At 53.6% G+C, this 18,661-nt stretch carries 29 protein-coding genes; 5 read left to right on the forward strand and 24 right to left on the reverse strand.

Annotated elements, in window-relative coordinates; all coding sequences use genetic code 11:
• The 24 genes from DS901_RS02175 to rpmC form a co-directional block, all read right to left on the reverse strand.
• Positions 1 to 666 (reverse strand): HAD-IA family hydrolase, encoded by a 666-nt coding sequence (locus DS901_RS02175; RefSeq protein ID WP_113775273.1) that lies wholly within the window; start codon positions 664 to 666, stop codon positions 1 to 3.
• Entirely contained in the window at positions 659 to 1,711 is a 1,053-nt protein-coding gene (locus DS901_RS02180) for an RluA family pseudouridine synthase (protein ID WP_113775274.1), read from the reverse strand. Before DS901_RS02180 ends, DS901_RS02175 begins: the two co-directional genes overlap by 8 nt.
• Positions 1,708 to 2,058, reverse strand: coding sequence for a fluoride efflux transporter FluC (locus tag DS901_RS02185; protein ID WP_113775275.1), 351 nt, complete (start codon positions 2,056 to 2,058; stop codon positions 1,708 to 1,710). The genes DS901_RS02180 and DS901_RS02185 overlap by 4 nt, the downstream gene beginning before the upstream one ends.
• Positions 2,055 to 3,365 carry a replication-associated recombination protein A gene (locus DS901_RS02190; RefSeq protein WP_113775276.1) on the reverse strand — a complete coding sequence of 437 codons (1,311 nt, stop codon included), beginning with the start codon at positions 3,363 to 3,365 and terminating at the stop codon, positions 2,055 to 2,057. Before DS901_RS02190 ends, DS901_RS02185 begins: the two co-directional genes overlap by 4 nt.
• Before the next feature lie 83 nt (positions 3,366 to 3,448).
• Positions 3,449 to 3,868 (reverse strand): 50S ribosomal protein L17, encoded by a 420-nt coding sequence (rplQ, locus tag DS901_RS02195; RefSeq protein WP_113775277.1) that lies wholly within the window; start codon positions 3,866 to 3,868, stop codon positions 3,449 to 3,451.
• 135 nt (positions 3,869 to 4,003) lie between these two features.
• The gene (locus DS901_RS02200) at positions 4,004 to 5,020 is read right to left on the reverse strand and encodes a DNA-directed RNA polymerase subunit alpha (protein ID WP_181820730.1); all 1,017 of its coding nucleotides are present in this window, start codon (positions 5,018 to 5,020) and stop codon (positions 4,004 to 4,006) included.
• 113 nt (positions 5,021 to 5,133) lie between these two features.
• Positions 5,134 to 5,523, reverse strand: a complete 390-nt coding sequence (gene rpsK, locus DS901_RS02205) for a 30S ribosomal protein S11 (protein ID WP_090194871.1) — start codon at positions 5,521 to 5,523, stop codon at positions 5,134 to 5,136.
• A 14-nt stretch (positions 5,524 to 5,537) separates the two neighbouring features.
• Positions 5,538 to 5,906, reverse strand: a complete 369-nt coding sequence (rpsM, locus tag DS901_RS02210) for a 30S ribosomal protein S13 (RefSeq protein WP_113775351.1) — start codon at positions 5,904 to 5,906, stop codon at positions 5,538 to 5,540.
• 200 nt (positions 5,907 to 6,106) lie between these two features.
• Positions 6,107 to 6,475, reverse strand: coding sequence for a hypothetical protein (locus DS901_RS02215; protein ID WP_113775279.1), 369 nt, complete (start codon positions 6,473 to 6,475; stop codon positions 6,107 to 6,109).
• Positions 6,468 to 7,043 (reverse strand): adenylate kinase, encoded by a 576-nt coding sequence (locus tag DS901_RS02220; RefSeq protein WP_113775280.1) that lies wholly within the window; start codon positions 7,041 to 7,043, stop codon positions 6,468 to 6,470. Before DS901_RS02220 ends, DS901_RS02215 begins: the two co-directional genes overlap by 8 nt.
• Entirely contained in the window at positions 7,040 to 8,380 is a 1,341-nt protein-coding gene (gene secY, locus DS901_RS02225; protein ID WP_113775352.1) for a preprotein translocase subunit SecY, read from the reverse strand. The genes DS901_RS02220 and secY overlap by 4 nt, the downstream gene beginning before the upstream one ends.
• Positions 8,381 to 8,505: 125 nt before the next feature.
• Entirely contained in the window at positions 8,506 to 8,979 is a 474-nt protein-coding gene (gene rplO, locus DS901_RS02230; RefSeq protein ID WP_113775281.1) for a 50S ribosomal protein L15, read from the reverse strand.
• 227 nt (positions 8,980 to 9,206) lie between these two features.
• Positions 9,207 to 9,431: a DUF1127 domain-containing protein gene (locus DS901_RS02235; protein ID WP_258546627.1), complete on the reverse strand. Its 225-nt coding sequence runs from the start codon at positions 9,429 to 9,431 to the stop codon at positions 9,207 to 9,209.
• A 264-nt stretch (positions 9,432 to 9,695) separates the two neighbouring features.
• Positions 9,696 to 9,884 (reverse strand): 50S ribosomal protein L30, encoded by a 189-nt coding sequence (gene rpmD, locus DS901_RS02240; protein ID WP_090194856.1) that lies wholly within the window; start codon positions 9,882 to 9,884, stop codon positions 9,696 to 9,698.
• A gap of 12 nt (positions 9,885 to 9,896) precedes the next feature.
• Complete coding sequence (rpsE, locus tag DS901_RS02245) at positions 9,897 to 10,484, reverse strand: 30S ribosomal protein S5 (protein WP_113775282.1); 588 nt, start codon at positions 10,482 to 10,484, stop codon at positions 9,897 to 9,899.
• A 137-nt stretch (positions 10,485 to 10,621) separates the two neighbouring features.
• Entirely contained in the window at positions 10,622 to 10,987 is a 366-nt protein-coding gene (rplR, locus tag DS901_RS02250; protein ID WP_113775283.1) for a 50S ribosomal protein L18, read from the reverse strand.
• A gap of 11 nt (positions 10,988 to 10,998) precedes the next feature.
• Complete coding sequence (gene rplF, locus DS901_RS02255; RefSeq protein ID WP_113775284.1) at positions 10,999 to 11,532, reverse strand: 50S ribosomal protein L6; 534 nt, start codon at positions 11,530 to 11,532, stop codon at positions 10,999 to 11,001.
• A gap of 9 nt (positions 11,533 to 11,541) precedes the next feature.
• Positions 11,542 to 11,934, reverse strand: coding sequence for a 30S ribosomal protein S8 (rpsH, locus tag DS901_RS02260; RefSeq protein WP_113775285.1), 393 nt, complete (start codon positions 11,932 to 11,934; stop codon positions 11,542 to 11,544).
• Positions 11,935 to 11,946: 12 nt separating this feature from the next.
• The gene (gene rpsN, locus DS901_RS02265; RefSeq protein ID WP_045997898.1) at positions 11,947 to 12,252 is read right to left on the reverse strand and encodes a 30S ribosomal protein S14; all 306 of its coding nucleotides are present in this window, start codon (positions 12,250 to 12,252) and stop codon (positions 11,947 to 11,949) included.
• Positions 12,253 to 12,272: 20 nt separating this feature from the next.
• A complete protein-coding gene (rplE, locus tag DS901_RS02270) occupies positions 12,273 to 12,836 on the reverse strand; it encodes a 50S ribosomal protein L5 (protein WP_113775286.1) in 564 nt (187 codons plus the stop codon).
• On the reverse strand, positions 12,836 to 13,141 hold the full coding sequence (rplX, locus tag DS901_RS02275; RefSeq protein ID WP_090194839.1) for a 50S ribosomal protein L24: 306 nt from the start codon (positions 13,139 to 13,141) through the stop codon (positions 12,836 to 12,838). Before rplX ends, rplE begins: the two co-directional genes overlap by 1 nt.
• Positions 13,142 to 13,143: 2 nt before the next feature.
• Entirely contained in the window at positions 13,144 to 13,512 is a 369-nt protein-coding gene (gene rplN, locus DS901_RS02280; protein WP_113775287.1) for a 50S ribosomal protein L14, read from the reverse strand.
• 80 nt (positions 13,513 to 13,592) lie between these two features.
• Complete coding sequence (gene rpsQ / locus DS901_RS02285; RefSeq protein WP_113775288.1) at positions 13,593 to 13,823, reverse strand: 30S ribosomal protein S17; 231 nt, start codon at positions 13,821 to 13,823, stop codon at positions 13,593 to 13,595.
• Between the two features lie 3 nt (positions 13,824 to 13,826).
• Entirely contained in the window at positions 13,827 to 14,033 is a 207-nt protein-coding gene (rpmC, locus tag DS901_RS02290) for a 50S ribosomal protein L29 (RefSeq protein ID WP_113775354.1), read from the reverse strand.
• A 327-nt stretch (positions 14,034 to 14,360) separates the two neighbouring features.
• On the opposite strand from rpmC, the gene DS901_RS02295 reads away from it, so the two are divergent.
• The 5 genes from DS901_RS02295 to DS901_RS02315 all read left to right on the forward strand — a co-directional run bounded on the left by DS901_RS02295 (position 14,361) and on the right by DS901_RS02315 (position 17,712).
• Entirely contained in the window at positions 14,361 to 14,783 is a 423-nt protein-coding gene (locus DS901_RS02295; RefSeq protein ID WP_147249827.1) for a hypothetical protein, read from the forward strand.
• Positions 14,784 to 14,907: 124 nt separating this feature from the next.
• Positions 14,908 to 15,792 (forward strand): polyphosphate kinase 2, encoded by an 885-nt coding sequence (gene ppk2 / locus DS901_RS02300; RefSeq protein ID WP_113775290.1) that lies wholly within the window; start codon positions 14,908 to 14,910, stop codon positions 15,790 to 15,792.
• A gap of 88 nt (positions 15,793 to 15,880) precedes the next feature.
• Complete coding sequence (locus DS901_RS02305) at positions 15,881 to 16,501, forward strand: 2OG-Fe(II) oxygenase family protein (RefSeq protein ID WP_113775291.1); 621 nt, start codon at positions 15,881 to 15,883, stop codon at positions 16,499 to 16,501.
• Positions 16,502 to 16,597: 96 nt separating this feature from the next.
• Positions 16,598 to 16,882 (forward strand): hypothetical protein, encoded by a 285-nt coding sequence (locus DS901_RS02310; protein WP_147249828.1) that lies wholly within the window; start codon positions 16,598 to 16,600, stop codon positions 16,880 to 16,882.
• A gap of 17 nt (positions 16,883 to 16,899) precedes the next feature.
• Positions 16,900 to 17,712 carry a DUF2145 domain-containing protein gene (locus DS901_RS02315; RefSeq protein WP_113775293.1) on the forward strand — a complete coding sequence of 271 codons (813 nt, stop codon included), beginning with the start codon at positions 16,900 to 16,902 and terminating at the stop codon, positions 17,710 to 17,712.
• Positions 17,713 to 18,661: the final 949 nt, after the last annotated feature.

An 18,661-nucleotide genomic window follows, 5' to 3' on the forward strand; every position in this document is an offset into this window, starting at 1 on the left:
TTATCGTCCTACAAGTGTATCCACGGCAGCCGGCAAGGCCCCAAAATCTGTGATTAGCATGTCTGGTCTCAAAGCGTCTGCCGCATGATAGCCCCAAGGCACCCCAATCTTTGCAACCCCAGCCGCGCGCGCCATATCCATGTCATATGTGGTATCGCCGACCATAACCGCACGATTCTGCGCGACGCCCAATTCATTCAACGCAGTCAAGATCATCGACGGGTTTGGTTTGGACGGATGGTGGTCCGCGACCTGTTCACTATGAAAGAAACCTTCGAGCGCATGGCGTTCCAGCAACTTGTCCAAACCCCGCCGAGATTTTCCGGTCGCGACCGCCAGCAAGGTATTTGCCTGCGCGGCCAGCGCATCCAGAACATCCCGCGCGCCGGGGTATAGCGGCCCGTGATTGGCATTTTGTGCGCGCTGGGTACTGAATGCGTCCTTATAGCCTGCGACCAGCCGATCCTGCGTAGCGCCGTCCGTGTCTGGACATAGCTTGGCAAAAGCTACGTCCAAGGACAGCCCCACAATCGACAGTACATCTGCGCGCGCGGGCATTGTACGGCCTTCGGCGTCAAACGCATGTGTCATCGCGGTCAGAATTTCGTCCTGACTATCGACCAGCGTGCCGTCGACGTCAAAAATGACAAGCCGCAGATCAGGCATCAGGCATATTAAACGGATCAACCGGGGCGTGGCCCACAACCCAACCGACGTAATCCCAAGTGTTCTGCATATGCTCTGGCAAAGGCGCGGTAATGTGTAGCTGCGCGCCCGTTGCCGGATGCTCAATCGTCAGGGACCGCGCATGCAGGTGCATCTTACGGCCAATTTCAGACCCCATGCCAGCGCCCCAGCCATCGCCAAGGTTTTCTTGGCTGGAACCGCCATATTTCCCGTCACCAATAATCGGGTGTCCGATTTCAGCCATATGCGCGCGCAACTGGTGTGTGCGGCCTGTAATGGGCACAAGCGCGCACCAAGAGGCGCGCGACGCGAGCGTATCCATCACAGCATAGTCGGATGTGGCGCGTTTGGCTCCTTCGGTGCTGTCGACATCTTTTGGATGCACGCAGCGCATTTTTTCATTGTCGCCACCACGGCCACCACCGGATTTCACCAACCCGTATTTGATTGTCCCGGCGCGCGGATGCGGCACGCCAGCAACCGCAGCCCAGTAAATCTTGCGGGTCTCGCGATGCTTAAGATTCTCGGTCAATTGCTTGGCCATCATGCGGGTGCGGGCAAGCAGCAAAACGCCAGATGTGTCCTTGTCCAACCGGTGCACAAGGCGCGGTTTTTCATCGTAGCCAAATGCCAGCGCCTCGGCCATGCCATCGACGTGACGGTTGGTGTTTGTGCCGCCCTGCGTGGCCAACCCGTGCGGTTTATTGATCGCAATGATGTGGTCATCTTTGTAGATCACACAAGACTGGATCAGCTTTGCTTCGGCCTTAGTCACACCAGATCGCGCGAGCGATGCCGCTGCAGCGGCTTCAACTTCACTTGGAAGCGGTGGGATGCGCACCTTTTGCCCGACTTCAAGCCGTGCGTTCGATTTCACACGCCCACCATCGACGCGCAACTCGCCTTTACGGCACATCTTTTCGATGCGCCCTTGGGTAACGTGCGGAAATAGACGGCGCAGATAGCGATCAAGCCGCTGGTCGCCATCATCAGGGCCGATTGTCCGTGTTTGTACGCCGCTCATAGGGCACCTTTCGCAATCCAAAGGCCAACAGCGCAGGCCGCCAGCGATAATAGAACCGTGCCCATAACATATCCACCAGCCGCCGCCAGCCTTCCGGCCTCAAGCAAACGCATGGTATCAAGGGAAAACGCAGAAAATGTAGTGAAACCGCCCAAAACGCCGATAATCAGGAACGGCTGCCATGCATGGAACCCCTTATGTTGGATCGCCGCATAGATGGCACCAATGAGCAGCGACCCCAGAGCGTTTACCAGCATCGTTCCAAACGGAAAGGCCATGCTGACCACAATCAAATAGCGCAGTACAGCGCCAATCGCGCCGCCACAAGCAACCATCCATAACGTCATGACCTATTCCTTTTCGCGCGCAGCCCGGCAAAGTAGTCGACCCGCTTTTTCAACTCACGTTCAAACCCGCGATCGACGGGCAGGTAGTAGACACCGCGCTTCATCCCATCAGGGAAATAGTTTTGGCCTGAAAATGCATCTTCGGCATCATGGTCATAGGCATAGCCCGCGCCAAAGCCTTGCTCTTTCATCATCTGCGTTGGGGCATTGATGATATGGCTTGGCGGCGGGGTCGAACCTGTGCTTTTCGCCGCAACCACCGCTGCCTTGTAACCGACATAAGCCGCGTTAGACTTTGGGGCCAAGGCGACGTAAACCAAGGCCTGCGCCAATGCCAATTCACCCTCGGGGCTACCGATCCGCTCGTAAGCGTCCCAAGACTGCAAGCACACGGCCTGCGCTTGCGGGTCGGCAAGCCCGACCTCTTCGACAGCCATGCGGGTAATGCGGCGCGCCAAATATCGCGGGTCTTCACCCCCTGCCAACATGCGCGCAAACCAATAAAGCGCCGCATCCGGGTCCGATCCGCGTACCGATTTATGCAGGGCACTGATCAGGTTGTAATGTTCTTCACCTGACTTGTCGTATTTCGCCGCGCGCTTCATCAGGCGTTTGGTCAGGTCTTCAGTGGACAGTTTCCCATCTACCTTCCACGCAGCAACCTGTTCGATGAGGTTCAAAAGCGCGCGCCCGTCACCATCAGCCATTTCAAGCAAAGCCTCGCGGGCATAGCCATCCAGCGGTAGAGGGCGATCAAGGTCCTGTTCGGCACGCTGCGCTAGCCGTTCTAGGTCAGCCAGATCAAGCCGGGTCAGGATCAACACCTGCGACCGGCTGAGCACCGCTGCATTCAATTCAAAGCTGGGGTTTTCGGTCGTTGCCCCCACCAACAGGATGGTGCCATCTTCCATATAGGGCAAAAACCCATCTTGCTGGGCTTTGTTGAAACGGTGAATCTCGTCCACGAATAACAAGGTTCCCTTGCCATTTTGGCGGCGCATTTTGGCGGCTTCGAAGACTTTGCGTAGGTCCGGCACACCCGTAAAAATCGCGCTGATCTGTACAAAATGCAGGTCCGTTTCATCGGCCAACAGGCGGGCAATCGTCGTTTTGCCGACGCCGGGAGGCCCCCAAAAAATCAAAGACGACAGGGACCCCGACGAAAGCATTGTCCCCAAAGGTGCATCCGGCCCAAGCACCTGTTGTTGGCCGATAACATCGCCCAAGCGCTGCGGCCGCAAACGATCCGCCAGCGGATGCGGGGCAACGGGGGTATCAGATTGCGGTGTTGCGAATAGATCAGCCATGCAGCGAACATATGCCTTATGCAAAAAAGCGAAAGCCCCGCGTGACCGCGAGGCTTTGCAAAATTTGACAAAACGCGGGGAACTTAATCCTCTGCGTTCTCGTATTCAGCCAAACGTGCTTTGTCAGCAGAGCCTTTGGCGTCGACGTCGCGGTCGACGAATTCGATGATCGCCATTGGCGCCATGTCGCCGTAGCGGAAGCCGGCTTTCATGATGCGGATGTAGCCACCCTGACGGTCCTTGTAGCGTGGCCCAAGGATTTCGAACAGTTTCGCTGTGTGCATTTCTTGCTTCAGACGTGCGTTTGCCTGACGACGGGCGTGCAGGTCGCCGCGTTTTGCAAGCGTGATCAGCTTTTCAGTGATCCGGCGCAATTCTTTTGCTTTTGGCAATGTTGTTTTGATTTGCTCATGTTCGATGAGCGAGCCAGCCATGTTCGCGAACAGCGCTTTACGGTGTTCATGTGTACGGTTCAGGCGGCGGTAACCACGTGCGTGACGCATTTGATAGTCTCCTAAGTGCTTTATACTTTGTGCAGCGGTCTGATGCGTGCCAGCCGCGTTATTGGGGCAGAATTACCCAGTTATTCCCCACCAGCGTGGGCATTTGCGGATGGGCCCGAAGGCCCACCCAAATTCTTAGAACTGATCTTCGAACTTTTTCGCCAGATCTTCGATGTTATCCGGCGGCCAGTCCTCAACGTCCATGCCGAGGTGCAGACCCATGCCTGACAGCACTTCTTTGATCTCGTTCAAAGACTTCCGGCCAAAGTTTGGAGTGCGGAGCATTTCTGCTTCGGTTTTTTGGATCAGATCGCCAATGTAAACGATGTTGTCGTTCTTGAGGCAATTTGCAGAACGGACAGACAGTTCCAGCTCGTCCACTTTCTTAAGAAGAAGTGGGTTGAACTCAAGACCATCATCGTCTTGGCCAGCGGTTGCTGATTCAGGCTCGTCGAAGTTGACGAAGATCGACAGCTGGTCTTGCAAGATGCGTGCTGCATAAGCAACCGCGTCATCTGGCGTGATAGACCCGTCTGTTTCGACTTTCATCGTCAGCTTATCATAATCCAAAACCTGACCTTCACGGGTCGGCTGAACGTCATAGCTGACTTTTTTCACGGGGCTATAGATCGCGTCGATGGCAATCATGCCGATCGGTGCGTCTTCCGGTTTGTTCTTATCCGCAGCGACATAGCCCTTACCGGTATTCACGGTCAGTTCCATGTAAAGATCAGCGCCATCGTCAAGGTGACAGATCACGTGGTCTTTGTTCAGCACTTCGATCCCAGCAGTCTCGCTGATGTCAGCAGCAGTCACAACGCCAGGGCCTTTGGCCTGAACGGACAAACGCTTAGGGCCTTCGACTTCCATACGGATGGCGACGCCTTTGAGATTCAAAACGATGTCAGTCACGTCTTCACGTACACCTGACACGGATGAAAACTCGTGCAGAACGTTGTCAATCTGAACGGCAGTGATCGCAGCACCTTGCAGCGATGACATCAGGATACGGCGCAATGCGTTGCCCAAAGTCAGACCAAAGCCACGCTCAAGCGGTTCAGCAATCACAGTTGCCTGACGCATTGGGTCGTTGCCCGGCTTCACTTCCAATTGTGTCGGCTTGATCAACTCAGCCCAGTTCTTGTGGATCATGTGTCCCTCCATTCCTGTTTGCCTTCATGTCCGAAAGGCAAACGCCCGAGGTTTCAAAATGACGGATTGGGGCCGTGCAAAAATATGCACGACCCCAAAGCGTTTGGGTGAAATTAAACGCGGCGGCGCTTTGGTGGGCGGCAGCCGTTGTGCGCCATTGGTGTCACGTCACGGATAGATGTGATGTTGAAACCAGCAGCAGCCAAAGCGCGCAATGCGCTTTCGCGGCCAGAACCGGGACCCTGCACTTCGACTTCAAGCGTTTTCACGCCGTGATCTTGTGCTTTCTTGCCCGCATCCTCAGCAGCCATCTGAGCAGCATAAGGTGTCGACTTACGAGACCCTTTAAAGCCCATTGTGCCCGCAGACGACCAAGAGATCGCGTTGCCCTGCACATCGGAGATGAGGATTTTTGTATTGTTGAAAGAAGAGTTTACGTGAGCAACGCCAGCGGCGATGTTCTTGGAAACCTTCTTTTTGGTGCGTTTGGTATCGCGTGCCATCTGTCAGATCTCCCTTATTTCTTCTTACCAGCAATGGCCTTTGCAGGGCCCTTGCGTGTACGTGCGTTGGTTGATGTCCGCTGCCCACGAACAGGCAGGTTACGACGGTGACGCAGGCCACGGTAGCAACCAAGGTCCATCAAGCGTTTGATGTTCATCTGTGTCTCGCGACGCAGGTCACCTTCGACCATCAGGTTCGCATCGATGTATTCGCGGATCGCGAGCACTTCGGCATCTGACAATTCGTTAACGCGACGTGCGCGATCAATTTTGACCGCTTCACAGATTTCTTCAGATTTGGCAGGGCCAATTCCGGTGATGTAGGTAAGGGCGATTGGAACCCGCTTTGCAGTCGGGATGTTTACGCCGGCAATACGTGCCACGTGTGCAATTCCTTTTGGTTGCGGGTCCGTCATTCCAGACCCTTTTTTCACAACGCAAGCCCGCAGCGATTGCCCGGGCTTAAGTCATATCGAGGTGGTTGATGGCGTTCCGGGGGCGACCCGTTAACCGATCATTGATTCCCTTGCGGGATGGCGCTGTTTAGGAGGGTTCCCACAAAGGGTCAAGCCCTTGAACGCCACTAGGGGACCCAAGATGCCGGGTAAACGTCTACCGTTCCGTCAGCGACACCTACGATTTCCAACTCGGTCCTACGGAACACAGCCTTTATTCCATCAAGCTGTCCTTCTAGGCGTTCAATTTTCACATCTGTGTCCCAGCCGTACATGAATGGCAGCAGTCCAACAAAGACGCATCCAACCGCTAGAAGCATTTCGTCCAGGCCGCGTGCAAACAAGAGGAGTGCAAGAAACCACAAACTCCCAACGTACTTGATAGGTACGTAGCGTTTTTTCAGTGGACGGACCTCTCCAAGAAGTTCTGAAAACCGGTCGTATTCATCGACCAATTCTTCAGGAACAGCTGCGGTTGTATGAGGTAATTTAGCCAAGAGCCTTACTAATGCTCGCCGCAACATCATCCATGCTGGCGAGGCCATCCACAGATTGCAGATCACCCTTGGCATAGTAATAGCCGATCAGCGGGCTGGTTTGCTTGTAGTAGGCCAGCAGACGGACTTTCAGGCTTTCTGCGTTGTCGTCAGCGCGGGCGGCACCTCCGGCAGCGACAGTATCGGCCGCACGGCCAAGGATGCGTTCAACCAGAACCTCATCATTCACCTGCAGCTCGATCACGTGGTCCAAGCCCTGCCCCATCTCGGACAAAAGCGCATCCAATGCATCGGCCTGTGCAAGCGTCCGCGGGAAGCCGTCAAAGATGAACCCGCCTTCGGCGCCATTTTCCAATTGTTCGCGGATCAGGCCAATGACGATTTCATCGGTGACAAGATTGCCCGCATCCATCACGGCTGCGACTTTCTTGCCCATTTCAGTTCCACTGGTCCGCGCGGCACGCAGCATGTCACCGGTGCTCAGTTGCACCATGTTACGTTCTGCCACAAGTTTCTGTGCTTGTGTGCCTTTGCCCGCTCCGGGCGGTCCCAGTAGAATGATATTCATTTGCGCGATGGTCCCTTACGTTTGTTTGAACTGCGCTTACCGCGCAACTGTGACTTCTCGATCAGCCCTTCATATTGATGGGCGACGAGATGCGACTGGATTTGCTGGATCGTATCCATACCGACCGAAACGATGATCAATACCGATGTTCCACCAAAGTAGAATGGCACCGAAAGTTGCGCTCGGATGATTTCGGGCAGCAGTGCAACGAGCGCCAGGTAGCCGGATCCGAGCACAAGAATACGGGTGACGACATAATCCAGGTATTCAGCGGTCTTTTTACCGGGGCGAATGCCGGGAACAAAGCCGTTTTGGTTTTTCAGGTTGTCCGCGACTTCATCCGTCTTGAACGCAACTTCACGTGTGTAAAAGTAGGTAAAAAATACAATCATGCCGCCAAAGAAGATCAGATAGAGCGGCTGACCGGGGCCAAATAGTGCCAAGATCGTGGACATAACCGGCCCAGATGTGCCGCCGCTAAATGTGCTGATCGTGGTCGGCAGCAGCAACAAAGCAGATGCAAAGATCGCAGGGATCACACCGGCCGGGTTGACCTTAATCGGCAGGTGGCTGGATGATCCGTCAAAGACTTTCATGCCACGTTGTTGGCGCGGGTACTGAATGTGGATCTTGCGGAGCGAACGTTCCATGAACACCACGAACAGCAGCACGATACCGACCATGACCAAAATACCAATGATAGTCAGCGGACTAATGGTGCCAGACCGGCCTTGTGCAAGAAATTGTGCCAATGCGGCTGGGATTTCGGCAATAATCCCAACAAAGATAATCAGTGAGATACCGTTGCCGATGCCACGTGCCGTTATCTGCTCGCCGATCCACATCAACAGCATTGTTCCACCAACGATGGTAATCATACACGCAGCACGGAAAAATAGGCCTGGATCATGCGCAAAGCCACCGGCTTCAAGCCCAACAGACATCCCGTAAGCCTGCGCAGTCGCCAAGAATACCGTCCCATATCGGGTGTACTGGGTTAGTTTGCGACGGCCCTGCTCACCCTCTTTCTTGAGGTTCTTGAGCGGCTCCCACATGGACCCAAGCAGCTGCATCACGATGGATGCAGAAATGTAGGGCATAATTCCAAGGGTAAAGATCGCCATGCGCGACAGCGCACCACCGGTAAACATCGACAGGATGCCGCCAATACCTGTGGCCGCTTGATCCATAAATTCGCGCAATGCGTTCGAATCGATGCCGGGAACCGGAATATAGGTGCCAAGACGGTAAACCATCAGCATCCCGATGGTGAATAGAATGCGCTGGCGCAATTCCGTTGCCTTACCGAACGCGCTCCAACTTATGTTGGATGCCATTTGCTCTGCTGCAGAAGCCATTTCGTGTCTCTTTTCATGCTAAACGCCGCCAAACGGGTTCCCGTTGGCGGCGTTTGGGAAAACTTGAATGGATATGTAAGCAACGTTTCCGCTGCTCACAAGTCTTACTCAGCCGCAGCCGCTGTTGCGACGGTCAGTGAACCGCCTGCTTTTGCGACAGCTTCAACGGCACCAGCTGAGGCACCGGTGACAATGATCGTTGCTTTTGCGGTGAAATCACCTTTTGCAAGAACGCGGATACCGTCTTTTTTGCGACGCACCAGACCGGACGCGATCAGCGCATCTTCGGTGATGTCTGCTTTGATGTCGATCTTGCCTTCGTCGATGAATTTCTGGATCAGGCCAAGGTTTACAACAGCGAATGCCTTGCGGTTCGGCTTGTTAAAGCCGCGCTTTGGCAGACGTTGGTAAATCGGCATTTGGCCGCCTTCGAAGCCTTTGATCGCCACACCAGAGCGTGATTTTTGACCTTTGATACCACGGCCACCGGTCTTACCCATGCCGGAACCCGGACCACGGCCAATGCGTTTCTTGCGCTGTGTTGCGCCTTCGTTGTCGTGAAGTTCGTTCAGTTTCATGTCGCTTCTCCTCTTGCCGGAACTGACCCCCAGCGACGGGAGCGGTCAAACACGGCGTTTCAATTGAGTCGGCCCCACAAAGGCAGACCAGCGGCGTATAGACGGATGCAGTGGTTGGTTCAAGTAGGGATCGCGCAAGCCGAGGCACAGCGTGCGCATTTGACGCGGAAACGCAAAAAGGCGCCGGGTGATTTCTCACCGGCGCCCCGTGGGTAGATTTGGTTAGTTCAGGTGTTGCCGTATGCAGCCTTGGTCGCGACAGCGCTGATTGTCTTGCGTGGAATGCCGATGTCAGCCAAGTCACGATCCGTCATGCCTTCGAGCTGCACGACAACATCACGGTAAACGGCACGGCGTGCAGAAGCTGCTTTGAAATCGGCGATCGCGCCAGAGATAAAGCGCGTGACTGGATTGCCAGCAACTGTTTGTGGATTTGCGTTCATATAGGCCATGTGTCTTTTCCTTCTCGAGCGAAGCCCCATTTTGCGCTGCGGTCAGTCGCGGGGCGGTGAATTTCATACCTCATAAATAAGCGGTGGTACGGGGTAGGACAAACGCCAGTTTGGAATTGCTGCTATGCAGCATTGGAATGCCGCGCACGCAACACGCCTAAAAGTTGCAATTGACACATTTGGGCGTTTTCAACGCAAAACGCCCTCGGTTTCCCGAGGGCGTTCTTTAAAACCATATCGAAATCCGGCGAACCGGAAAAGGCCTTAGCCTTTTTCTTCGATGATTTCGACCATGTGGCTGATCGAGTTGACCATGCCGCGAACTGAAGGTGTATCTTCAAGCTCTTTGGTGCGATTCATTTTGTTTAGACCCAGACCGATCAGCGTAGCACGCTGTTTGGCGGGGCGACGGATGGGCGAGCCCACCTGTTTTACAACAATCGTTTTTGCCATTGTTCAGGTTCCTTACGCGTCTGCGGCTTCAGCAGTGGCTTCGGCAGCGGGTGCCTCATCACGCTTGGGCAGGATGTCAGCAACCTTTTTGCCACGACGCTGTGCGACGTTGCGTGGTGATTGCTCTTTAGAAAGGCCATTCATGGTGGCGCGGATCATGTTGTAAGGGTTCTGTGAACCGATGGACTTAGACACAACGTCTTGTACACCCAACATTTCAAACACAGCACGCATCGGACCACCGGCGATGATCCCGGTACCAACTGGTGCTGTCCGCATGACCACTTTACCAGCGCCGTGACGGCCTTCCATGTCGTGGTGCAATGTCCGACCGTCGCGCAGGGCAACACGGATCATCTGGCGTTTGGCTTGCTCAGTTGCTTTGCGGATCGCTTCGGGGACTTCTTTTGCTTTCCCTTTACCGAAACCAACGCGGCCTTTTTGGTCGCCAACAACGACGAGGGCTGCGAAACCAAAGCGCTTACCACCCTTTACGGTTTTTGATACGCGGTTGATTGCGACCAGACGGTCTGCAAACTCAGGAGTTTGCTCTTCACGGTTACGACGATTGCCGCCCCGATTGTTATCACGTTCTGCCATATGTGGCGTCCTTTATATATCGTAGGGCTTGCGCCCAATTATCCAATCACGGTCGCAAAAACGCCGGATCATCGAGCTGGCCCGCGCAGGCGGATCAGCTGCAAAGTCGTAAGGTGGATCTCGATCCACCCTACCCTTTAAACTTTCAAACCACCTTCACGCGCAGCTTCGGCCAAGGCCTTCACTTTGCCGTGAAACAGGAAACCACCTCGGTCGAAATACGCAACTTCGATGCCAGCTTTCTTGGCGCGTTCTGCGATTGCAGCACCCACTTTTGTCGCGGCTTCGATGTTGTTCTTGCCAACCACGCCCAGTGCTTTTTCGAGCGAAGAAGCAGAAGCGATTGTCACGCCCTGTACGTCGTCGATCAGCTGGACGCTGATGTTTTTGTTTGAGCGGTGAACCGACAGGCGCGCACGCCCTTGGTTGGCTGTTACGCCCCGCAGTTTGTTCCGAACGCGCATGCGGCGCTTCAGAAACAGAGTTCTTTTGCTGTTTGCCATCTGTGCGTTCCTTACTTCTTCTTGCCTTCTTTGCGGAAGATGTATTCGCCTTTGTACTTGATACCTTTGCCTTTGTAGGGCTCTGGTTTGCGCCATTCACGGATATTCGCCGCGACCTGACCAACAAGTTGAGAGTCGATACCTTCCACAGTGATTTCGGTTGGCTTCGCGGCTGTCACAGTGACGCCCTCTGGCACTTCGAAATTCACATCATGGCTGTAGCCCAATGACAGTTTCAGGACATTGCCCTGCATCTGTGCACGGTAACCAACACCTGACAGCTCAAGTTCTTTCTTGAAGCCCTCAGATACGCCCGTCGCAAGGTTCGCAACCATGGTGCGGCTCATGCCCCACTGTTGGCGCGCGCGCTTGGATTTGCCGCGTGGTTCTACAGTAACAACATTGCCATCAACAGTGATAGAAACATCGTCTGTGGCTTTGAAAGCAAGGGTCCCTTTAGGGCCTTTGACTTCAACGGTTTGGCCCGACACCGAAGCAGTAACGCCTGATGGAAGCTCAACCGGTTTTTTACCAATACGAGACATATTATCCCCTTAGAATACAGTGCAGAGCACTTCGCCGCCAATATTGGCCGCCCGTGCGTTTGCATCCGACATCACACCTTTAGAGGTGGAGACAATCGACACACCCAAGCCCTGACGGACAGATGGGAGGTCATTTGGACCCATGTAAACGCGACGGCCAGGCTTAGAAACCCGCTTCACTTCGCGAATAACAGGAGTACCCTCGTAGTACTTCAGTTCGATTGCAAAGGCAGGGTGCCCGTCCTTGCCATCTTTTTTAGCGTAACCCCGGATGTAACCTTCGTCAGAAAGTACGTCCAAAACCCAGCCGCGCAGTTTAGAAGCAGGTGTTTCCACCGCAGCTTTGCCGCGCATTTGGCCGTTACGGATGCGTGTCAGCATATCACCGATAGGATCGTTCATCTTATGCTCTCCTTACCAGCTAGACTTGACCATGCCTGGAATTTCGCCATTGGAACCAAGGTCCCGCAGCGCGATCCGGCTGATCTTAAGTTTACGGTAGTAGGCGTGTGGACGCCCGGTGAGCTGACAACGGTTGTGAAGACGCGTTGCAGAAGAGTTGCGTGGCAGTTTTGCCAGTTCAAGGGTTGCCTTGAAACGCTCTTCTACGGGCTTCTCTTTATCGTTGATGATCGCCTTCAGCGCCGCACGCTTTTCAGCATACTGGGCCACCAGCTTTTCACGCTTAACTTCGCGTGCGATCATGGATTTCTTAGCCATTTCTAATCTCTCCCTAACGCTTAGCTGTTGAACGGCATGTTGAAAGCTTTCAACAATGCTTTTGCTTCAGCGTCAGTCTTCGCTGTGGTGCAGATGACGATGTCCATGCCCCAGTTCACATCGATCTTGTCGAAGTTGATCTCGGGGAACACCAGATGCTCTTTGAGGCCAGTGGCATAGTTGCCGCGACCGTCGAAAGATTTACCAGATACGCCGCGGAAATCGCGGATACGTGGCATCGCAACGGTGATCAGACGATCCAGGAATTCGTACATTTTATCGCCACGCAAAGTGACCTTTGCGCCAAGCGGCATGTCTTCACGAACGCGGAAACCAGCGATTGATTTCTTAGCGCGTGTTGTCATGGCCTTTTGACCAGCGATTGTTGTTAGATCTTCCTGAGCAGATTTTGCTTTCTTACTGTCACGGACAGCTTCTGCACCGCAGCCAATGTTCAGAACAATTTTGTCCAACTTTGGGATCTGCATGTCGTTCTTATAGCCGAACTCTTCTTTCATCGCAGCGCGAACTTTAGAAGTGTATTCAGTTTTCAAACGTGGGGTGTAATTTGCGGTATCAAGCATTAGATCGCATCCCCTGTTGTCTTAGCGAAGCGCACTTTGTTGTCGCCATCCATACGGAAGCCAACACGTGTTGCTTTGCCATTTTTGTCAACGATTGCCAGGTTCGACAGTTGGATCGGCATCGCCTTTGGCGTGCGGCCACCCTGTGTTGCCTGAGATTGCTTCACGTGACGGACAGCCATGTTAACGCCGTCAACGATTGCTTTGCCTGATTTCGGGTCGATGGACGAGATAGTGCCCTTTTGACCTTTGTCTTTACCGGCAAGAACGATCACGTCGTCACCTTTACGGAGCTTAGCAGCCATAGTTACAGCACCTCCGGAGCAAGCGAGATGATTTTCATGAAGTTTTTCGCACGCAATTCGCGAACAACTGGCCCAAAGATACGTGTACCCATTGGTTCGTTGTTGTTGTTCAGGATGACAGCAGCGTTGCTGTCAAAACGAATTGCTGTACCGTCTTCACGACGTACTTCTTTTGCGGTGCGCACGACGACGGCCTTGCGGACGTCACCTTTCTTTACGCGGCCACGTGGAATGGCTTCTTTCACCGATACAACGATAATGTCACCGACACTCGCGTAACGACGATGTGAGCCACCCAGAACCTTGATGCACTGAACACGGCGAGCGCCGCTATTGTCAGCAACATCCAGATTGGTCTGCATCTGGATCATTTGGTTTCCTTCCGACCTATGGGGTGGTCCCGATTTCCGTCCGGGGCCCCAGGGTTTCGATTAAACTGTTGGTGGACGCCCTAGGACGCGATCACTTCCCAGCGTTTGGTTTTCGACTTTGGAGCACACTCTTGAATGCGAACTTGGTCGCCGACGTTGAATGTGTTTTTCTCATCGTGCGCCCGGTACTTCTTGGACTTACGAATGGTTTTCTGAAGCAGCGGGTGCTTGTAACGACGTTCTACAGAAACTGTGACCGTCTGTTCGTTTTGGTTGCTTGTGACAACCCCAGCTAGGATACGCTTAGGCATGGATTAAGCCTCCGAAGCAGCGGACGCTGCTTTTTGGTTCAGAATAGTTTTCACTTTGGCAGCGTTGCGACGTGCAGCGCGGATACCAGAAGTATTTTCAAGTTGGCCTGTGGCCTGCTGAAAGCGCAGGTTAAAGGATTCTTTTTTCAGGTTCACCAGCTCTTCACGGAGCTGATCGGGCGTTTTATCCCGCAGTTCATTGGCGTTCATGCCATTTTCCTTTTTCAACATCACCGGCAGGCCGCACACGTGCGTGACCCGATTCCCGATGGAGTGGGGTAGAAGTGGGCCGTATAGGGGGGATGGGGCCATGTGGCAAGAGGCTTGTCGACAGATTGCTCAACGGGAGAACATAGTTTACAAAACGATATGAAAAACAATATCTGTATCCACTGCATGACGCCGATAGTGCGGTCAAATTCAAGTATGGATCACGTTCCTACAAAATGCCTCCTGAATCGCCCATTCCCCCAAAATATGACGACCCTCAGAATATGTCGCGAATGTAACGAACGCTTTTCTCGGGCGGAGGAGTATATGGCTTCATTTCTAGGCTTCTTGACTGGTGAAAGCGACACCAGCTCTAGAATTGGGCAGGTGTTACTGAGCAACGGCAAGATTGAGGATCAACTGATAGCCGGACTTTCTATTGAAGACAATGTCTCCCCCCTTCGGATATCCGTAACTCCCGCCAATACAGATATTGACGTCGTATTGTTGAAGAACGCCAAGGCACACGCATATCTTGATGCGGAAATGCAGCTCCCGAACGAGCCCCAAAGCATATGCCATGTCCAATTAGACCAACTAAACACTGAATCTCACCTTAGGCTGTTTGCAAATTCATTTGATTGGAAAGTCGTACAAAAGAACATTTATCGATATTCAGTTTTGACAGGAAAACAAACGATAGTCCGAACCGTAATCCATGAACACCTTGCCACGGAAGTCATTTGGTAGACGCGCAACTCAAGCTTCATCCCTGCCCTTCTGCACCACAAGCAGTGTCCGCCCTCCTTGATGCAGATCAACGACAATTGCGCGTATCTGTGGTCTGTTTGCCTCAAACGTAAAAGGAGCAACCATGCCGACAAACGCCACTAAGAAAGCCGCACCTTCCAACAAAGCCCGTACTGCCGAAATCATTGGATTTGAAGAGGGGAAATATCCCTATGCGCGCCGCCTGCCCCGCAAGCGCTATGAAGACGAAAAAGCCGCCTTGCAGGTGGAACTGCTTAAAGCGCAGCATTGGGTGCAGGAAACGGATCAAAAGATTGTTCTGTTGTTCGAAGGGCGCGATGCTGCTGGTAAGGGTGGCACGATCAAACGGTTTACCGAACACCTGAACCCACGAGATGCACGTGTTGTCGCGCTCAACAAACCATCCGACGAAGAACGCGGGCAATGGTTTTTCCAACGCTACATCAAACACCTGCCAACGGCGGGCGAAATGGTGCTGTATGATCGGTCATGGTATAACCGCGCCGGTGTTGAGCGGGTCATGGGGTTCTGCGAACCCAATGAATACCTAGAGTTCATGCGCCAAACACCCGAATTTGAACGGATGCTGACACGCAGCGGCGTGACCCTGTTCAAATATTGGTTCTCAGTCACCCAAGAAGAACAGCGCAGTCGGTTCGATTCACGCGAGACCGATCCGCTCAAACGGTGGAAGCTATCCCCAATCGACCGCGCCAGTATTGACCGCTGGGATGATTATACCGAAGCCAAAGAAGCAATGTTTTTTTACACCGACACCGCCGACGCGCCGTGGACAGTGATCCGGTCTAACGACAAGAAACGCGCGCGGCTGAACTGTATGCGGCATTTCTTGTCACAACTGGACTACCCAGACAAAGACCCCGAAGTCGCGACTGCACCTGACCCGCAGATCGTTCTGCATGCGTCACACGCGGTTAAGCATTCCGATCACATCTTGGGCGCATCGTTGCATCCTGAAAAGAAATAAACGACCGAAGCCCCCGATATCATCGTCGGGGGCTTTGCCATTCTAACGCCCCCTCGCGCTCTCCGAATTGCTGAGATACAACCACCCTATGTCTAATATCAAATCGCTGTTCGCGACCCGCCTTTACCACGCCCCTTTGGCCGAGCATGGCCCCATTGATCCAACCGAGTTAGAAAACTCTTGCCTTGTGATCGCCGATGACGATGAAGCGGGCCAAGATTGGTGCGAAGAACACGGCTATCCCGGCTATACGTCCTATGCATCTTTGACCGATCTGCCGTGGCGGTTTCCGATCTTTGCAGATCTGGTCAAAGTGCTGGATGCACATGTCGCGGCTTTCGCCAAGGACCTTGAATTTGATCTGGGTGACAAGGAGCTCAAGCTCGAAGATATTTGGATCAACATCCTGCCCCCCGGCGGCATCCACACCAGCCACATCCACCCGCATTCAGTCATCAGCGGCACCACATATGTTGCCATGCCCGAAGGGGCCAGTGCGCTGAAACTCGAAGACCCCCGCCTGCCAATGATGATGGCCGCGCCCACGCGTGTAAAAGACGCGCGCGATGAATTGCGCCCATTCATCTACATCAAACCTGCGGTTGGAGATGTTTTGTTGTGGGAAAGCTGGTTGCGCCATGAGGTGCCGATGAACATGGCCGAAGAAGACGAACGTATTTCGGTCAGCTTCAACTATAATTGGAGTTGATGCCTCGATATAAATGAACGTTGTTCATTTTTGATTGACAAGGTCGCGCGCGCAGCGTAGCAATTCATGAACATTGATCATGAATTGGATAAACACATGAAAACTCGCCTTCCCCAAACAATTGCCCTTGGTGCGTTGTTCGTGTCTGCAGCCTGCGCAACCCCCAGCGCACAGCATTCTGCACAAGCTGTCGACCACAGCGGAAATGCTGTCGGGCACAGCGTCGCGGCGGTTGGAACCGGCGCAGCGCTTGTCAGTGCGGCCCCGTTGACAGCCGCAGGCACGGTGCTGACCGTTTCAGGCGCAGCCCTCGCTGACGCGGCCTATGGCACTGATATTGATCCGCTCATTGTGGCCGACGGTCCGCCGTCGTTGAACTAAATCAAAGGAGGATTACCATGAAACGTTTCACTTCTGCATGTTTGCTTGCGGCCACTCTCGCCGCGCCGGCCCCTACCTTTGCAGGTAGCAGCGCCAATGGCGTCGCTATTTTGCCCATGGATCAGGTCGCCAGCTTTTCCAATCGCGTCCAACAGGATCTCGCAGCACGTGGCGCACGTGTTGCAATTGTAAGCCGCGTTGGACGTGACCCAGCGCAGCTTCCCGATGCTGTTGACTATACACATGTCGGCATTTGGGTTTATTCGCGGATCACTCACGCCGATGGCAGCACCGGGCAAGGGTACCGGGTTTATAACCTGTATCAACAAGCCGATAATGCTGTGCGTAGTGATTTAATCCAAGACAGCCCGGCCGATTTCTTTGCCGGCGCGCATGTGCTGGATGCAGGGGTCATTATCCCCGACCCTCGGCTGCAAACCAAATTGCTGGATGTAATCAGCAGCCCAACTTACGCGGCGTTGCATAACCCCGTGTATTCCGCACTGGCCAACCCCAATACCAACGAATTTCAAAACTGCACCGAACATACACTTAACGTACTGATGGCCGCGCTCTATGATACCGATGACCTGAACCAAATCAAAGCCAACACCGCCGCCCATTTTGAACCACAACCCATCCAAGTTGGAGGGCTTCAACGCGCGCTTGCCACTGTTGCATCCCAAGCCCTGACCACCGCCGACCACGGACCAAGCGTCGCCACAGCGACGTTCGGGTCCATTGCACGGTTTATGGAAAGCAACGGGCTAGAAGACGAAGTGTACAGGATCACGCCGACCAGCGTTGTGCGATTTTACGGAAGCGATTGAAATGAATGCGATCGAACTCCCTTCGAGTATCCTCGTCTTGTGTCCAGCCTGTCGTCCGCCGCATATGTGCAAGACAACGTAGCAGAGCGCCAGCCGATTGACGGTGAAGGGGCGATATTAGCTCGAAGATTTGCATAGGTTCACTTCGGCGCCTTTCCTATATCTTGGGCTGCCGATAGACGATCCGGCCACACGTAGTCCAGCATCGTCTTTAGCCTACGATTTAGACCACTATCTTGCGGCGGCTGAACGCTATCTGAATCTGGAGAGTGCTTTAACGAAGGAGCGGTTGGGCAAACCGATGTGAATATCGACGCGTTTGGCTGAAATCATTTCACATCGCTTCTGGACGTCGCGGTTTGCTTGTTCTTTATCGCCAAATTTATTCATGACCCAGCGGCTTTGACGCGCTGGCTTGAACGCCAAGCCGGCGGCGCAATGATAACTTACGATGTGCCCTATTCAAGTTTCCGGTTTTATGAAGGCGAACAGGTGGATCATGTCAGATACTCAATACAGTGAAAGTTTTGATGAACTGGATCAACTTATGCAGAAGCAGTTGATGAGCGTCAGACTTTTCAACTTTAATGCTATGCTTTTTACGGGGTACGACCTACCGTCACATTGCTCCCCAATGCAACGGATAACTGTCGTTCTTTCTGGGCATCGACGAGGCAGCGATACGCTGAAGCGGTGTGAAAGGCTGGGTCATTCAAATAGCCTGTGCGCAAAAGCCCAAAGTTTCCAACGCTGCAGCGCTCGCGAGTGGCCGCTATTTACATTCTGTCTACTTTTCAAGAGAGCCGACAATAAGAGCAGTCGTTCTCAGGTGACGCATCGCTTACCGCTCCTGATGTTTTGTTATTGTATTGGCTAATTACCTAGCGATTTCGGTGATTTTCGCGCCATTTCGGGCCACCTCCGAGCAAAAATGCTGCCGTGCAGCAAT

The organism is Loktanella sp. D2R18 (assembly GCF_003318235.1).
Taxonomy (GTDB): Bacteria; Pseudomonadota; Alphaproteobacteria; order Rhodobacterales; family Rhodobacteraceae; genus Yoonia.

Coding starts and splice junctions, on each gene's coding strand:
- DS901_RS02175 (WP_113775273.1), bottom strand. CDS start 666: ATGCCTGATCTGCGGCTTGTCATTTTTGACGTCGACGGCACGCTGGTC.
- rplE (WP_113775286.1), bottom strand. CDS start 12,836: ATGCTTGATACCGCAAATTACACCCCACGTTTGAAAACTGAATACACT.
- rplX (WP_090194839.1), bottom strand. CDS start 13,141: ATGGCTGCTAAGCTCCGTAAAGGTGACGACGTGATCGTTCTTGCCGGT.
- DS901_RS02310 (WP_147249828.1), top strand. CDS start 16,598: ATGAAAACTCGCCTTCCCCAAACAATTGCCCTTGGTGCGTTGTTCGTG.
- DS901_RS02315 (WP_113775293.1), top strand. CDS start 16,900: ATGAAACGTTTCACTTCTGCATGTTTGCTTGCGGCCACTCTCGCCGCG.
- DS901_RS02295 (WP_147249827.1), top strand. CDS start 14,361: ATGGCTTCATTTCTAGGCTTCTTGACTGGTGAAAGCGACACCAGCTCT.
- DS901_RS02220 (WP_113775280.1), bottom strand. CDS start 7,043: ATGAATATCATTCTACTGGGACCGCCCGGAGCGGGCAAAGGCACACAA.
- rplF (WP_113775284.1), bottom strand. CDS start 11,532: ATGTCTCGTATTGGTAAAAAACCGGTTGAGCTTCCATCAGGCGTTACT.
- secY (WP_113775352.1), bottom strand. CDS start 8,380: ATGGCATCCAACATAAGTTGGAGCGCGTTCGGTAAGGCAACGGAATTG.
- rplN (WP_113775287.1), bottom strand. CDS start 13,512: ATGATCCAGATGCAGACCAATCTGGATGTTGCTGACAATAGCGGCGCT.
- rpmD (WP_090194856.1), bottom strand. CDS start 9,884: ATGGCAAAAACGATTGTTGTAAAACAGGTGGGCTCGCCCATCCGTCGC.
- ppk2 (WP_113775290.1), top strand. CDS start 14,908: ATGCCGACAAACGCCACTAAGAAAGCCGCACCTTCCAACAAAGCCCGT.
- rpsH (WP_113775285.1), bottom strand. CDS start 11,934: ATGAACGATCCTATCGGTGATATGCTGACACGCATCCGTAACGGCCAA.
- rplO (WP_113775281.1), bottom strand. CDS start 8,979: ATGAAACTGAACGAACTTCACGACAACGAAGGCGCAACACAGCGCAAG.
- DS901_RS02185 (WP_113775275.1), bottom strand. CDS start 2,058: ATGACGTTATGGATGGTTGCTTGTGGCGGCGCGATTGGCGCTGTACTG.
- rplQ (WP_113775277.1), bottom strand. CDS start 3,868: ATGCGTCACGCACGTGGTTACCGCCGCCTGAACCGTACACATGAACAC.
- rpsN (WP_045997898.1), bottom strand. CDS start 12,252: ATGGCTAAGAAATCCATGATCGCACGCGAAGTTAAGCGTGAAAAGCTG.
- DS901_RS02235 (WP_258546627.1), bottom strand. CDS start 9,431: ATGGCCTATATGAACGCAAATCCACAAACAGTTGCTGGCAATCCAGTC.
- rpmC (WP_113775354.1), bottom strand. CDS start 14,033: ATGAACGCCAATGAACTGCGGGATAAAACGCCCGATCAGCTCCGTGAA.
- rplR (WP_113775283.1), bottom strand. CDS start 10,987: ATGGCAAACAGCAAAAGAACTCTGTTTCTGAAGCGCCGCATGCGCGTT.
- DS901_RS02200 (WP_181820730.1), bottom strand. CDS start 5,020: ATGATCCACAAGAACTGGGCTGAGTTGATCAAGCCGACACAATTGGAA.
- rpsQ (WP_113775288.1), bottom strand. CDS start 13,823: ATGCCTAAGCGTATCCTAGCTGGGGTTGTCACAAGCAACCAAAACGAA.
- rpsE (WP_113775282.1), bottom strand. CDS start 10,484: ATGGCAGAACGTGATAACAATCGGGGCGGCAATCGTCGTAACCGTGAA.
- DS901_RS02190 (WP_113775276.1), bottom strand. CDS start 3,365: ATGGCTGATCTATTCGCAACACCGCAATCTGATACCCCCGTTGCCCCG.
- DS901_RS02180 (WP_113775274.1), bottom strand. CDS start 1,711: ATGAGCGGCGTACAAACACGGACAATCGGCCCTGATGATGGCGACCAG.
- rpsK (WP_090194871.1), bottom strand. CDS start 5,523: ATGGCACGCGATACCAAACGCACCAAAAAGAAGGTTTCCAAGAACATC.
- DS901_RS02305 (WP_113775291.1), top strand. CDS start 15,881: ATGTCTAATATCAAATCGCTGTTCGCGACCCGCCTTTACCACGCCCCT.